Annotated in this window: 9 protein-coding genes and 1 pseudogene; 6 read left to right on the top strand and 4 right to left on the bottom strand. The window is 63.5% G+C overall.

Features of this window, described 5'->3' with window-relative positions; translation table 11 throughout:
- The first annotated feature begins 1 nt into the window (after position 1).
- On the top strand, positions 2-469 hold the full coding sequence (locus tag DRB19_RS24660) for a hypothetical protein (protein ID WP_114188670.1): 468 nt from the start codon (positions 2-4) through the stop codon (positions 467-469).
- Positions 470-492: 23 nt separating this feature from the next.
- Here DRB19_RS24660 and DRB19_RS24655 read toward each other — a convergent pair.
- The 3 genes and pseudogenes from DRB19_RS24655 to DRB19_RS24645 all read right to left on the bottom strand — a co-directional run bounded on the left by DRB19_RS24655 (position 493) and on the right by DRB19_RS24645 (position 3,861).
- A pseudogene (locus DRB19_RS24655) lies at positions 493-1,221 on the bottom strand (DUF72 domain-containing protein).
- 6 nt (positions 1,222-1,227) lie between these two features.
- Entirely contained in the window at positions 1,228-2,076 is an 849-nt protein-coding gene (locus tag DRB19_RS24650; protein WP_114188669.1) for a DUF1206 domain-containing protein, read from the bottom strand.
- 96 nt (positions 2,077-2,172) lie between these two features.
- Positions 2,173-3,861 (bottom strand): adenylate/guanylate cyclase domain-containing protein, encoded by a 1,689-nt coding sequence (locus DRB19_RS24645; RefSeq protein WP_114188668.1) that lies wholly within the window; start codon positions 3,859-3,861, stop codon positions 2,173-2,175.
- A 220-nt stretch (positions 3,862-4,081) separates the two neighbouring features.
- On the opposite strand from DRB19_RS24645, the gene DRB19_RS24640 reads away from it, so the two are divergent.
- Both DRB19_RS24640 and DRB19_RS24635 read left to right on the top strand, forming a co-directional pair.
- A complete protein-coding gene (locus DRB19_RS24640) occupies positions 4,082-4,498 on the top strand; it encodes a CopG family transcriptional regulator (protein ID WP_114188667.1) in 417 nt (138 codons plus the stop codon).
- Positions 4,499-4,820: 322 nt separating this feature from the next.
- A complete protein-coding gene (locus tag DRB19_RS24635; protein ID WP_308494332.1) occupies positions 4,821-5,789 on the top strand; it encodes an extracellular catalytic domain type 1 short-chain-length polyhydroxyalkanoate depolymerase in 969 nt (322 codons plus the stop codon).
- 44 nt (positions 5,790-5,833) lie between these two features.
- Here the strand turns inward: DRB19_RS24635 and DRB19_RS24630 are convergent, their stop codons facing one another.
- Positions 5,834-6,724 carry a LysR family transcriptional regulator gene (locus tag DRB19_RS24630; protein WP_114188665.1) on the bottom strand — a complete coding sequence of 297 codons (891 nt, stop codon included), beginning with the start codon at positions 6,722-6,724 and terminating at the stop codon, positions 5,834-5,836.
- A gap of 246 nt (positions 6,725-6,970) precedes the next feature.
- On the opposite strand from DRB19_RS24630, the gene DRB19_RS24625 reads away from it, so the two are divergent.
- From DRB19_RS24625 to DRB19_RS24615, 3 genes are all read left to right on the top strand, one after another.
- Positions 6,971-8,953: an autotransporter assembly complex protein TamA gene (locus tag DRB19_RS24625; RefSeq protein WP_114188664.1), complete on the top strand. Its 1,983-nt coding sequence runs from the start codon at positions 6,971-6,973 to the stop codon at positions 8,951-8,953.
- A complete protein-coding gene (locus DRB19_RS24620; RefSeq protein WP_114188663.1) occupies positions 8,953-13,245 on the top strand; it encodes a translocation/assembly module TamB domain-containing protein in 4,293 nt (1,430 codons plus the stop codon). The genes DRB19_RS24625 and DRB19_RS24620 overlap by 1 nt, the downstream gene beginning before the upstream one ends.
- An 86-nt stretch (positions 13,246-13,331) precedes the next feature.
- Positions 13,332-14,084: a NepR family anti-sigma factor gene (locus DRB19_RS24615; RefSeq protein ID WP_373867394.1), complete on the top strand. Its 753-nt coding sequence runs from the start codon at positions 13,332-13,334 to the stop codon at positions 14,082-14,084.
- Positions 14,085-14,258: the final 174 nt, after the last annotated feature.

Below are 14,258 nucleotides of genomic sequence, written 5' to 3'. Positions count from 1 at the left end.
GATGTATCTCGAGCTGCTGGCCGCACTGGAACATTCATGGGTCGGCCACGCGGCGCGGCATTCGGCCTGGACCTTTACCATCGCGAACCTTCTGCATGTGCTGGGATCAGCCTTCGTGGTGGGCGGTATCGCAGTATTCGACTTCAAGGTCCTAGCCGAGCATGGACGTAACGCGTGGCAGGTGGGCCGCTATGCGCTGCCCATCGCCGCGTCGGGAATCGCGCTGCAAATCCCGACTGGGCTGATCCTGCTGGCTGCGGAAGCGCGGGCGCTCGGCGTCAACCCGGCTTTCTACGTGAAGCTGTCCTTCATCGCCCTGGGGCTCTTGAACGTCATCCTGTTTCACATGCGCCTTGGAGGGTCCCTGCGCAAAGACAAACTCCCGCCGGATGCGCGAGCCTATGCGGTGGTCTCGCTGGTTGCATGGATCATCACGCTGCTGGCTGGCCGCATGATCGCCTATCTCTGAAGCGTTCGTGGCGAATGGCAGCCCTAGGGCTGTTCCGCCAACCGGGTCATCGTCAAAGCATCGCCGGTGGCCGCAAAGGCCGCCGTGTTGTCGAAGATGCACCATACCCTCGCGCCGCGCACCGCATGGGCTCTGATCTCCCGCGCCCACTCGTCGAGAGCTTCTTCGGCATAGGCAGAATAATACATGCGCGGAGAGCCATGAAGCCGGTATTAGACAAGACCGAGCCATCCGCCCGGCTTGTCTGATCCCGCGATGGGGTGAGGGTCAGCCGCCACGCGGCCGATTCTCAGCCTCTCCATGAGGAGATCCACGTCGGAAGTAAACCAGCTCAGATGGCGCGGCTCGCATACCAATTCCCCGGAAAACCGTTCGCGGAGGTCCTGCAGGAAGGAGCCGGCGGCCTCGGTGGTGAATGCGAGATTTGGTGGAAGTTGAACGAGCAACGGACCGAGCTTCGGTCCCAGTCCATCGACCTCCGACAAGAAGCGCTCAAGAAGATCCGCCGTCCCTATGAGGCGGCGCTCGTGAGTGATGGTTTTCGGTATCTTGACGGCGAACTGAAAATTCGCCGGAACGGCCGCCGCCCAGCGCTCATAGGTGGATCTCTGGTGGGGGCGGTAGAAAGAGGTGTTGATTTCAACGCCGTCAAACGTCTGCGCGTACCGCTCCAGATGACTGCCGTGGACCGGAAAATGCGCTGCATCGGCCTTCGGAATGCTCCAACTCGCTGTGCCGATCGCTACCTTCATTCCGGCTTATTGAAACGTTTTCATCCCTTGAACAACCGCTGCCTTGCCCTGCGCGACCGCAGCCCTTGCGTCTCCCATGTCCGGCGCGTCGAGGTGGCGGTAGCGGGCCTGGACCAAGCCGAACAACCCGAATGCCACAAGCCCCGCCGCGGTCATCCCAAGAAGCAGCCAGCCATAGGATTGTGATTGGAGACTCTGCAAGGCGCCTCCAAGGCCATGCACCTCGGATGAGTTTCCATGCAGCGCCGCCAGGAACAGGAAGCCGCCGATTAGGATGAACACGACGCCGCGAGCCGCAAAACCGAACCGGCCGAGCAAGACAGCCCAGCGATGGGTTTGGGCTGGAAGCGCAAGCCGATCGGCGACATTGCCGCGCCACCCCTTCCAGATGAAGCCGGCGCCCGTCAACGCAACCGCGATCCCAATAGCGCCAACCAGCCATTGGCCGAATGGCTGCGAAAGAAGCCACGCGGTCCAATCCTGCGCCGCCTGGTCTTCGCCGCCGCCACCCTGGCGCGAGCCATAGGCGAGATTTAGTGCGAACAGTGCAAGACTTGCATAGATGCCGCCGCTCACCAGATGGGCGGCCCTGACGCCGAGGGCCTTCCACTCCGTTCCCCGGTGATCTGCATCGGTCAACGCCTCGACGATGCGCCAGAGAGCAAAGCCGAACAGACCGATGGAGATGACCGTGAGCCACGCCTTGCCGAAGGGTTGAGCCAAAAGAGTCTGGAGAGCGCTGCGACTGCCGCCGGTTTGGCCGCCCGAACCGAGCGCCGCCAGAAGCGCAAGGCCGCCGACGAGACAATAGACAGCCCCACGCGCACCGTAGCCGAACCGGGCCATCATCTCCATCGGGTCATATCCTTACTGCTCCGCTCGTAATGAGAGAACCGGAGAAGGTTCAGGATGTTCCAAGAGACTGATGCCGTTCAGTCGCGGCGTGCAAATTCACTCGGACAGAGCTTCCGCTCGCAGAACGATCCACGCATCGATTGGCGCAGCGCGGCCCCGGACGGCGACTGTCCGCCTCTCGCAGCCCGATAGGTCGAGGCGGGCTCTCCGGGCCACTTCATCGGAGATGACGAGTTCCGCACTCAGCTCCTTGGCGAGGTTCTCGAGCCTGCTTGCGGCGTTGATCGTGTCGCCGACCGCCGTCAGGCCCCGCGCCTGCCCGTATCCCATGTCGCCCACGACGGCTGCGCCCGCATGCAAGCCCACCACGACCCGCAACGGGTGGTCGAGCTCGCTGGCGAACGCATCGTTCAGGCGCTCCACACCTTCGATGATGCGCAACGCAGCCTCAAAGGCGTGCCGGGATGCGCTCTCAGGCGTCGTCGTCAGTCCGAAAAGCGCCAAAGCTCCATCGCCGATGAATTTGTCGAGGTGCCCGCCGGCCTCCTCGACCGCCTGACCGACCACCTCGAAGTAACGGTTCAGGATGAACACAGTGTCGAACGGAAGCTGATGCTCCGTCAGCCGCGTGAAGCCCCGCAAATCACAGAACAACACCGCGAGCTCCCGCTCCCTCCCGCTGGCGACCTGATTGCTGGTCACAAGGTCCAACATTCGCGCGCGGCCGACCGACAGAACCGGCACGACGCTGAGATCATGGGCGGGCCTCAATTGGCAGGCGAGTCGGATGTCCGGATCGGCCTTGATCCGGTTGAGAGTTGCAAGTTCCTGCGGCGATGGCGGCGGTTGGCCATCGAGACCTTTCACGACGCGAACGCGACAGGTGGAGCAGCGGCCTCGGCCTCCGCAGGCGGATTGATGGGGAATTCCAACGAGCCGGCTTCCCTCAAGGATGCTGAAGCCCTGCGGGATCGTCACCGTCTGGGCGCCCGGATAGGTAATTCGGATATTCGTCGACAGGTTCTTGTAGGCCCTGATCCCGCGCGCCGTCAGCGCTGTACCGATCAAGGCCGCAAAGGCTGCGTAGAAGGCAAGCCTGATCCCGGCCAGCATCTCCTGGGCCTCCGCCGGGCCGGGAGCCGGAACGAAACGCTCAGGATCGGATGCAATCTCCTTGCCGGCTTCGGCGAACCCCAGCAGCGCCAGAACGGGGACCAGCAGCGCGATCGTGTAGAGCAGGATCGCATAACGTCCGAACCAGTGCTTCGCCCGGAGCCAGAAATAAACGCCCAGGCACACATGCAGCCAAGCGATCACCAGAGCAAGCGCCTGCTTCGCCCCATTTGCCGGGGAGATGATCCAGAAGCCCCGAATGACGTCGGGATATCCGCTGTCGTGACCCGTCAGTGAGAACTCCACCCGTGTTCCGACCACATGCGGGACGAGCAGAAACGGGATCGACAGCCCGAGGACCAGCTGCGCGGCCTCCTTGAACGGCATGCGCAACGTTTGACGTTTGAAAAGAGCCTCCAGGGCCAGGATGAAGTGCACGAACAGGGAGCCGTAGAGCAGGAACGTGCCAAGGGGATTGCGCCAGACCAGATTAAGCACTTGGCGCATGTCTTCCATGACCTGGACAGAGAACAGCCCAAGGGCATGATTGCCGAAATGGGTGAGCAGAAAGGCCGCGAGCACAAGGCCTGAATTCAGGCGGATTTCCCGAAGAGGCACGAGCCGCCGGGGTCGAGCGATCCCTCGCACCTGTCGCTGATGGCGGCTGTTCATGGAAATCTTTCGGTCTTCCAAAGGAGCAGATTAAGGGGCGCGACTGGTTTCGAGAGTCGATTTAGCAGCCTTACGGGCTGTTTGAACATCTCGTATAGCGCCGAGTTAGAGGTCAGCTTCGAAGATTCAGACGAATTGGATCCTGGCGTTACCCCTTGCGGGAAATGGTAATACCCTCCATATACCATCCAACGGGATGGTAATAGGATGGTCGGTTACAATGAGCACAGGACAGGTGGTGCGCCTTAAGGGCACCGATACCGAAAAAATTACGGTCAACCTCGGCTTTGTCGATCTGGGACACATCGACCTCTTGGTGCAGGAGGGTCTCTACTCGAACCGGACCGACTTCATCCGCACGGCCATCCGCAACCAAGTTGAGCGTCATGCCGATGTCACCAAGCAGTCCGTCTCGCGAAAGAGCGTCGAGCTCGGCCTGCGTCACTACAGCCGCCAGGACCTCGAGGCGGCTCAGGCCGCCGGAGAGATGGTTCACATCAGGGTGCTAGGACTCGCCCGCATTGCAGACGACGTCACGCCGGCACTGGCCCGCGCCACGATCGCATCGGTCGAAGTCCTCGGGGCGTTGCATGCCAGTCCGGCCGTCAGGGCGGTGCTGAGCGATCGCATGCGCTGACCAACCACGAGATTTTCTTTCATCAACTCATCATCAGAAAGCTATTTTCATGAAAACGAACTTGCACCAAAACATTCTCGAGGCGACGCGCCTCACGCGCGCAGGCCGGATCAACGAAGCGACGAGCATGCTACAGGGCCTGCTGGGCGGTCAAACGAGCTCGGCATCTTCGCCAGGTCACGCTCCTGAGGCCGATACGGTGCGCCTTCCCCCAAGGACTGAGCGGGCGAAAAAGAGCGGTGGAGGTTCGGATCAATCCGATCCGTTGCATGCGGCCTCATTGGGATCGATGAAAGATACCCTTGGCCGCTGGATGAAGCAGATGAAATCCGGACAAGGCATGCCGGACCTGGGCGGCCTGAGCAGCCTGGACGGCCTGACCGGACGCTCGCCGGCAAGTCCGTCGGATATTGCGCCCGACAAAGGCCAGTACCTCAGCAAGTCCTTCAGCAATCAAGCCGGCACTCGCGGCTTCAAGCTCTATGTTCCCAGCGGATATCAGGGGCAGGCCCTTCCTCTCGTCGTCATGCTCCATGGCTGCACCCAGTCGCCGGACGATTTCGCCGCCGGCACTCGCATGAATATGCTGGCTGAGGAACAGGATTGCTTCGTGATCTATCCGGAGCAGGCGACCTCCGCCAATCACTCGAAGTGCTGGAACTGGTTCAATGCCGCCGATCAGAACCGGGATCAGGGCGAGCCGTCGCTGATTGCGGGCATTACCCGGCAGGTGATGGGCGAGTATTCCATCGACCCGCAGCGGGTTTATGTCGCCGGTCTTTCGGCCGGAGGCGCCGCAGCGGCGATCATGGGGGCCACGTATCCGGATCTCTATGCGGCAATCGGCGTCCATTCCGGACTTGCCTGCGGGGCGGCTCGGGATCTTCCATCCGCGCTGACGGCCATGCGGCAGGGCGGCAGCGCCGTCGCGCCAATGTGCCAATTCAGCCATGGTCAGGGGAAGACCGTGATCCCAACAATCGTTTTTCACGGTGACAGCGACAAAACGGTCCACCCGCGCAACGGCGACCAAGTGCTGGCAGCTTCGGTCGACGCCTTCGACAAGGATCTGCTGATCATGACCGAGCAGGGTTCGGCGCCTGGCGGACATGCATACAGCCGCACCACGCACGCCGACTCGAACGGCACTATCATCTTTGAGCAATGGGCCGTCCATGGCGCCGGTCATGCGTGGTCGGGAGGTAGCCCTTCCGGATCCTATACGGATCCGCGCGGTCCGGACGCGACACGGGAAATGCTTCGGTTCTTCCTGGCAACCCGGAAAACCTAACGCATCGTGCAACAAAGGGGCAGATTCTCTGCCCCTACGACGCGCTAATGATCCCAGCGCTGCGCTTTCGCGACGAGGAAGTCTCGGAACACCTGTACACGGGCGACCGACCTCAGCTCCTCCGGATAGACCATATAGCTATCCAGGGTCGGCGTCTCAATATCGCGCAGCACCCGGCTCACCAGAGGATTTCCCTCCATCGAGTAGGCCGGTGCCATTCCTATGCCGGCTCCCGACTCGATGGCAACGCGAAGGGCCAAACTGTCGTTAACCACGAACCGCCCTGGACGAGGATCCTTGGGATCTCGTCCCATGGTGGAAAGCTGATGAACGGCCAGGATGAAGGCCGGCTGGTGCCCACCGAGGCAGACGATGCGATGTTTGTCGAGATCCTCCAGGCTGGTCGGCTCGCCGAAGCGCTCGATATAGGAGCGCGCCGCATAAGCGTGGTAATGAACCGTGAAGAGACGCCGTTGAATCAAATCCGGCTGGGATGGTCGGCGCAGGCGGATCGCGATGTCGGCCTCCCGCATGGCGAGATCCAGTTCCTCGTTAGTGACGATGAGCTGGATGCGCACATCCGGATAAACACCGAGAAATTCCGATACCCGCTTGGCGAGCCAGATGGCCCCGATGCCGACGGTTGCAGTCACCTTCAGGTTTCCGGCCGGTAATTCGCTCGTCTCGTCGAGCCGGCTCCGGGTCGCCTCGATCCGCATGAGCATGTCGCGCGCCGTCCGAAACAGAATCTCACCATGCTCGGTCAGGATGAGCCCGCGCGCATGGCGGTGGAAGAGAGGCACCTTCAAATCGTGTTCGAGGGCGCTGATATGCCGGCTGATCGAGGATTGGTTCAATCCGAGATTCTCGCCGGCGCGGGTGAAGCTTCCCGCCTCGGCGACTTCATAGAATAACCTGATCTTATCCCAATCCAAGAACAGCTCTCCTCCTGAGCCCGTGTCGACAAATGATACTGCTCAAGCCCCGCAAGGTGAGACTTTACACTTATCCGCATACGGGGTCGACCGAAACACCGGCCGAAGCGAAAACCGAGAAGGCTTGGCCTCAATTTGCTCTCACTCGCCTTCCATCGTATTGCCGGCCGAGGTTACACAAGGCCGCGCGCCACAATCACAAAATTTCCGCATTGATGCCGCTGTTTGTCGCGTCTGGAGTATCGAATGCGATTGTTCCCCTGGCGCAAAGCCGCCCTTCTTTCAGCTTGCCTTGTATGCACAGGGGGCTTTGCAAGTGTCGAAGCGCAGGCCTTCGACTTCTTCGGCCTGTTTGGATCCAAGGATAATCCTCCTGCACCCTCGCCAACCGCCCTTCCCTACGCTGTGACTTTCGACGTCACGGGGGACGGCAAATCCATCGAACGGACGTTGCAGGACACATCGAGCCTCTACAGGCTCCGGACGGACGCGCCCCCGGACGGCGAGTCGCTCGTGCGCCGGGCCCAAGCCGATTTCGGTCCTCTTCTCGATGCCCTATGGGGGCTCGGATATTACAACGCCACCCTGGATTTCGACATCGGAGGCTCGACCCTCAGAATCCAGGACAATCCCACGGCTGCCAGCCGAGCCGCGGAGCGGTTCCGTGCCCAGGCGGCAGTGCCGATCCAGGTCAGGGTGGTAACGGGCCCCTTGTTCGAACTGCGCGACATTCGGGTTTCGGACGCTCGCTCGCGGCGTCCCTTCACGGCTCAGGAGCTTCCCCCGAGGGTCGTCAAGCTCGAGCCGGGAGATCCGGCGCGGGCGGCGGATCTGAGAGCCGCCCAAGCCCGCATGGTGGATTATTTCCGCGCCCAATCCAGGCCACTGGCCAAGGGCGTGGCCATCGATCCCGTGGTCTATCACCCGGCGCAGGTGATGGATGTGTCCTATTCGGTCGATCCCGGCCCCATCGCGCCGATCGGGAGCATCACAGTCTCCGGGACGCAGAATGTCGATCCGGCCGTGGTGCGGTCATTCATCTATCTCGAACCGGGAGATCCCTACTCGCCTGCCGCCTTAGCGGATACGCGCAAATCGGTCGGCACCATCCAGGCTTTGAGCTCGGTGCGGATCCGGGAGGCCGAAACCCTCGACGAATACGGCCGCCTGCCAATTTTCGTGGACGTCACCGAGAGATTGCCCCGGGTCGTGGGCTTCTCCGCACGCTATTCCACCATCGACGGCCCTGCCCTGCATGGCTACTGGGAGCACCGTAACCTCTTCGGAGGCGCCGAGCGCCTGCGGCTCGAATCCGACATCTTCCTGGCTCCTCGCAACGACGGCACCCAAATCAAGCGGATTGGCGACCTCGAACCCTCCGATATTGGCGGACGATTCAGGATCAGCTTCCTCAAGCCTGCCCTCGGGGGCAGTCGGAACGATCTCCTGATCGATGGTCTTGCCGAGCGCGATCGGACAGGCGGCGACCGCTTCGGCGGATACACGAGCCGCCTCGTCGACGGGACGGCCTTCCTCCGCCATCGGTTCAGCAGCACGTTCTCGATCCAGGGGGGCCTGCAGGTTCAGAAAGGGCAAACGAGCGACGTGCTGGGGCAGATCGATTATCTGGTCGTGGGAACTCCCGCGTCCCTGTCCTACGACTCGACGGACCGTCCACTCGATCCCACGCGGGGCATGCGCATCAACGCAAGCGTGACGCCATATCCGGAATTCCTTGGCTCGACCGTCGGCATGACGGTCGGCGAGGCAACCGCGTCGGCCTATTATTCCCTTGATGAGGATTCGCGATACATCCTGGCCGGCCGCGTCGGCCTTGGATCCATCGTGGGAGCCGACCTCGACGAGATTCCCGCCAACTTCCGCTTCTTCGCCGGCGGCGGCGGATCCGTGCGCGGCTTCCGTTACCGCAGCATCGGTCCGACCGGCCCGTTCGGCATCGTGGTCGGCGGCACCTCGCTGTTGGAAGCCTCCCTCGAGGCACGCATCAAGGTAACCGACACCATCGGCGTCGTCCCGTTCGTCGATGCGGGCGGCGCGTTCGAATCGAGCTTTCCGGATTTCAACGATGACATCCGCGTCGCGGCAGGGTTAGGGCTTCGGTACTACACGGCCATCGGTCCCATCCGCCTCGACGTCGCGGCTCCCCTCAACCGACGGCCCGGCGACAAACCGGTCTCGCTCTACGTGAGCATTGGACAGGCATTCTGATGATCATCATGCGTCGCTTCCTGATCCCGATCCTGCTCCTTCTGACAGGCGTGATCCTGCTGTCCTTCACGTTGGGAACGCGGGGTGCCGAAGAGGACAAGGGGTTTTTGGCCGACATCATTTCCCGCGCGCTTTCGACTCCTTCGACGCGGGTATCCGTGGGAGCCGTGGACGGAGCGCTGTCGTCGGACGCGACTATTCGGGACATCACGATCTCGGACAAGGACGGCGTGTGGTTCAGGCTCGACCAGGCGCGGATCGTCTGGCGTCGCCTCGCGCTGCTGTCGCGTCGACTCGAAATCGACAAACTTGAAGTCGGCAGGATGGAGGTTCTGCGCAAGCCCATTCCGGCCGATGAAGCCGTTCCGGGCGCGGACCAGCCGCTTTTGCCCGAACTGCCGGTGAAAGTGCAGATCACCGACTTTGCGCTCCGGGAACTCGACCTCGGGGAGCCGATCCTGGGCGTTGCCGCGCGCCTGGCGGCGACCGGCGCTGCAACCCTTGGCAATCCGGCCGAAGGACTGAACCTGCGTTTCGACGCCCGTCGCCTGGATGCGCCCGGAACGATCCTGGCGAGATTGACCTACGCATCCGAGAGGCTCAATCTCACGTTTGCCCTCGATGAGCCGGCTGGCGGCATTCTTGCGCGGGCTGCGAACATTCCCGGCCTGCCGCCGGTCAGGCTCGACCTGTCCGGCAACGGTCAGCTCGACGCCTTCACGGCGCAACTCACCTTCAATGCCGGCGACACCATCGGGGCCACGGGAGGCGCGACCGTCCGCCGGGAAGGCTCCGCCAGGCGCCTTGGCCTCAACCTGAACGCCCGCATCGAAGGTCTCCTGCCGTCCATCGTCGCGCCTGTCTTCGCGGGAACCACGCAACTGACCGCCGATACGGCGTTTGCCGATGACGGCGCGGTGAACATTTCACAGCTCGCCGTCGTGTCGCAAACGGCGAGGCTCGACGCTTCAGGGGCTCTTTCGGCCGACCGAAACGCAGACCTCAAGATTTCCGCCCGTGCAGTGCCGACGAACCAGGGCCGCACCGTTGCGGGCGTGGCGGAAATTCGCACCCTCGTTTTCGACGGCTCCGTCTCGGGCCCTCTTGCGGGTCCCCGGGTTGCCGGAAATCTTCAGGCGGAGGATGTGCGGTTGCCGGCGGGCCGGTTCGCGAACCTCACCGCCTCATTCTCGGCCACTCCCAACGGTGTTCTGTCGGATGCGTCGAGCCGCGTCGCACTGGTGGTTGACGCGAAGGCGAGCGGCGTCGCCCTAACGGACCCGGCGCTCGCACGAGCTGTCGGCGACGAGCTGACTCTTGTGGTTCGCGGCACCGCCGCGCCGGATGGCGTGACCGAGATCGAGACGGCGCGCCTTTCGACGCCGTCGATCAACGCGACTTATGCGGGTCTGCTCGGCACGCCCACCGCCGCGGGGCGGCTCACCGTGCGCGCATCCGACCTGTCGCGGTTCGGCGGTGTGGCTGCCCTGCGTCTGAGGGGCTCGCTGGACTTCGACGCGCAAATCCAGGGGCTTCTGTCCAATGGCCCGATGGTGGCGCGGCTCGACGGAACGGCGTCCCGCTTCTCCACGGGCATTGCTGCAATCGACGGTCTCGCAGACGGCCGGCTTGGCCTGTCGGGCACGGTCCGCATGTTGCCCAACGGGGGACTGGGCCTTCAGGATCTTCGCCTTGCGGGCTCTCATGCCAGCGTCAGTCTCAACGGGGATGCAATGCCCAATACCCTTGCGCTTGAAACAAACGTCAACCTTCCGGACCTCCGGCGCGCCGACCGCCGCCTGACCGGCAGGGGCGAGATCCTCGCACAGCTCACTGGGACGCTTGATGCTCCGAATGCAACGTTCCGTGCGAGCCTGACCGACGCGACCGCTCTCGGACGTCCCATCCCGCGCCTGAGCCTGGACGCCCAGGCCACGGATCTCACAGGGTTGCTCGACCTGCGCGCGACGCTTTCCGGGGACATCGACAGGAAGCCCGCCGCCGGCAATGTCCACTTGGTCAAACGCTCCGACGGAGGATGGGTCCTTGATCCGCTGGATCTGAGGATCGGGTCGGTCGCCGTGAGCGGCAACGCGTCCCTGGATGCCGCCAACCTGGCGACGGGCCGCCTTGCCGTCGATGCCCGCGATCTCGACGATCTGTCGCCACTGGTGCTGACCAAGATGTCAGGAGACCTGAACGCCAATATCGGCTTGAGCGCCACCGATGGACGGCAGAGTGCGCAGATTGAGGCGCGCGGCGCTCAGATCAGGTTCGCGGATATCTCGGTCGAGCGATTGGACGCCCGCGTGTCCGCTGCCGACATCTATGCAAAGCCCGTCATCGACGCGGCCGTTGCCGTGGACAGGGCGACGGTTGCGGGCGAGACGTTCTCTCAAGTGAGGTTCAACTCGACCGGCACCTCGGCTGCGAGCGATGTTGCGCTTACGGCGCAGGCCCGCGGATTCAGTCTCGAGGCGCGGGGCCGGCTGATTCCGGAAGCGCCGATCCGCTTTGATCTCACCGCGTTCACTGCTCGTCGCGACAGGCGTCAGATTGCGCTTGCGAGGCCTTCCACCCTGACGTTCGCCAATGGCGAGGTGGCGGTGCGCCAGCTTACGGTTGCGATCGAACAGGGGACCGTTTCCGTCGACGGCCGCGCCGGATCCTCCCTCGACCTGCGCCTGTCCGCCCAGGCCGTCCCCCTGTCGGCTGTCGATATTCTGGTTCCGGGAACCGGCTTGTCCGGCACCCTTGAAGCCAGCGCGCAAATCGGCGGCACCACAGCCGCGCCGACGGGCGATTGGCGCGTCCGCATCTCCCGCTTTGCGGCTCCACAGACGCGAAACGCCGGCGTGCCGCCTGCGGATATTTCCGCGCAGGGCCGGCTTGGAGGCGGATCGACCACCCTTGACGGAACCCTGGATCTTGGGCGGGCCGGCACGTTGCGAGCGACCGGCACGGTGCCCCTGAGCAGCACAGGCGCCCTTGATCTGGCGGCGCGTGGACGCCTCGACCTTGGCATCGCTAACAGGGTTCTGTCGGCCGCGGGACGGCAAGTCTCCGGCGCCGCTGCCGTGGATGTCCGGGTCGGCGGCACCGTGGCGGAGCCGGCCGTCAACGGAACGCTGACCCTGTCGGGAGGCAGCTTCCGCGATGTTCTGCAGGGTGTGCGTCTCGACAACATCCAAGGTCGTCTTATTGCCCGCGGGCGGGATATCTCGATCGAGCGCCTGGCAGCCTCGACCCGCAACGGCGGCACGATCAGCGCGAATGGCCGCATCACCATCGATCCGGCGGCTGGCTTTCCCGGCGACATTCGCATCACGGGCCAAAGAGCCGAGCTGGTGTCCAACAGCCTCGTGACGACCACTGCGGATCTGGCGCTCGCTCTTTCCGGGCCGCTGGCGCGGAGCCCTCGGATCGGCGGCCAGGTCACAATCACCTCCATGGACGTGACCGTTCCCGAACGGCTTCCTGCAACGGTGCGTCCCATCGAAGGAACCCGACATGTTCGGCCGCCGCCGATCGTGGCGGCGCGCCTTGCCCAGGAGGCAAGGGCGCGCGCCAGCGCCCAGCAGGCGCCGCCGTTCGACGCCACTCTCGATCTGACCATTTCAGCTCCAAGCCGGATCTTCGTGCGCGGGCGCGGCATCGACGCAGAGCTTGGCGGCGACCTGCGCCTGACCGGAATGATGCGGGATCCGGTCGCCATCGGGGCGTTCGATTTGCGCCGGGGTCGGCTGGCCATCATCGGCAACCGTCTCGACTTCACCCGCGGACGGCTCACCTTCACAGGCAATCTGACGCCCGAACTCGACTTCGTGGCGGAAACCCGCGCCGCCGACGTGACAGCCCGGATCAGCGTGACCGGCCCGGCCGCAGAGCCCCAATTCGCCTTCTCGTCGGACCCGGACCTTCCGCAGGACGAAGTCCTGTCCAGAATTCTCTTCTCGAAGGCCTCGGGAGGGTTGTCGGCGACCCAAGCTTTGCAGTTGGCTCAGGTCGCAGCCCAGTTCTCCGGCGGCGGAGGGGATGGCGTCTTTGAGAGCCTGCGCCGTTCGCTGGGAGTGGATGATCTCGACATTTCACTGGGGGCGGACGGCGGGCCTGCGATCGGCGTATCCCGCGCCATCAGCGACCGCGTTAGCGTGGGCGTCAAAGCCGGAGCATCCACGGAGCAGAGCGGTGTTTCGGTCAATATCGACGTAACGCGGCGGATTCGCGTGCAGGGTGAGGTGGGAGCCAGCGGCAGTACAGCTGTGGGCGTCGGCGCGGAGTGGGAATACTAACCAGGAAGTGGATTATGTTTGGAACCATGGCGTGAGCTTGGCGTTGAAAAACATCACCCCTCACCCTCCCCAAACATAAAGACGCCATGACACATCGCGCCGCCTCTGCCCTTGGCAACCCGTCCATGCGTATCCCGGTTCCCGGGACCGAGCCGCAACCCATGCTTGGACCAGACATTCAGGGCCATCTCGGACGGCACCTGAAGGCCCTCTACGAGGAAACCGGCACAGCACATCTGCCGGACGAGCTAAGGGAACTGATCGAGCAGCTTGAAGAGGCTCTCGCGGCCAAGGGAGAAGCCGTTGAACCGGCCTTTCGGGAAGGCATCCTCAAAGCGCTTCCCAACCTGCGCGCCTTCGCCCTGTCGCTGACCGGAAACTCCACGCGCGCCGACGATCTGGTGCAGGACACGGTTCTGAGAGCCTGGAGCAAGCACAACAGCTTCCAGTCCGGGACGAACCTCAACGCATGGCTTTTCACGATCCTGCGCAACTCGTTCTTCTCCGAGCACCGCAAGCGGGCGCGCGAGGTCGAGGACAGCGACGGCGCTTATGCGGCCCAGTTGAAGACCGTGCCCGATCAGATGGACAACCTGCACGTTCAGGATCTGCGCGCGGCGCTTGAGCGTCTCGTGCCCGAACAGCGCGAGGCCCTGCTTCTGGTGGGCGCCGAGGGGCTGTCCTACGAAGAGACGGCCGCCATCTGCGGAACCGCCGTCGGCACCATCAAGAGCCGCGTCAACCGCGCCCGCACACGGCTTGCCGAGCTGATGGGCTATGCGCCCGGTGATCTGGCAGCCGACAACGTCATTCGGTCTGCAATGAGCGGCGGCGAGTAACGCTTCTGGCAATCCTCGTCACGAGAGGGCGTCCTGCACCAGGGCGCCCTTTTGGTTTTATTCTTCTCGGAAGGCTCTGGTGATGTGGTCGGCGAGGGGTTTGGTGAGGTAGGACAGGACGGTGCGCGATCCGGTCTGGATGAAGCCCTCCACCGGCATGCCGGGCATCAGCTT

Source organism: Microvirga aerophila (genome assembly GCF_003332305.1).
GTDB lineage: Bacteria > Pseudomonadota > Alphaproteobacteria > Rhizobiales > Beijerinckiaceae > Microvirga > Microvirga aerophila.
The sequence above is the reverse complement of the archived record's forward strand: the minus strand, read 5'-3'. Positions and strand labels throughout refer to the sequence as shown.

What these genes read in the sequence shown, in the direction of transcription:
- DRB19_RS24615 (WP_373867394.1), top strand. Translation starts at nt 13,332, where the DNA reads ATGACACATCGCGCCGCCTCTGCCCTTGGCAACCCGTCCATGCGTATC.
- DRB19_RS24640 (WP_114188667.1), top strand. Translation starts at nt 4,082, where the DNA reads ATGAGCACAGGACAGGTGGTGCGCCTTAAGGGCACCGATACCGAAAAA.
- DRB19_RS24645 (WP_114188668.1), bottom strand. Translation starts at nt 3,861, where the DNA reads ATGAACAGCCGCCATCAGCGACAGGTGCGAGGGATCGCTCGACCCCGG.
- DRB19_RS24635 (WP_308494332.1), top strand. Translation starts at nt 4,821, where the DNA reads ATGAAATCCGGACAAGGCATGCCGGACCTGGGCGGCCTGAGCAGCCTG.
- DRB19_RS24650 (WP_114188669.1), bottom strand. Translation starts at nt 2,076, where the DNA reads ATGGAGATGATGGCCCGGTTCGGCTACGGTGCGCGTGGGGCTGTCTAT.
- DRB19_RS24620 (WP_114188663.1), top strand. Translation starts at nt 8,953, where the DNA reads ATGATCATCATGCGTCGCTTCCTGATCCCGATCCTGCTCCTTCTGACA.
- DRB19_RS24625 (WP_114188664.1), top strand. Translation starts at nt 6,971, where the DNA reads ATGCGATTGTTCCCCTGGCGCAAAGCCGCCCTTCTTTCAGCTTGCCTT.
- DRB19_RS24660 (WP_114188670.1), top strand. Translation starts at nt 2, where the DNA reads ATGTATCTCGAGCTGCTGGCCGCACTGGAACATTCATGGGTCGGCCAC.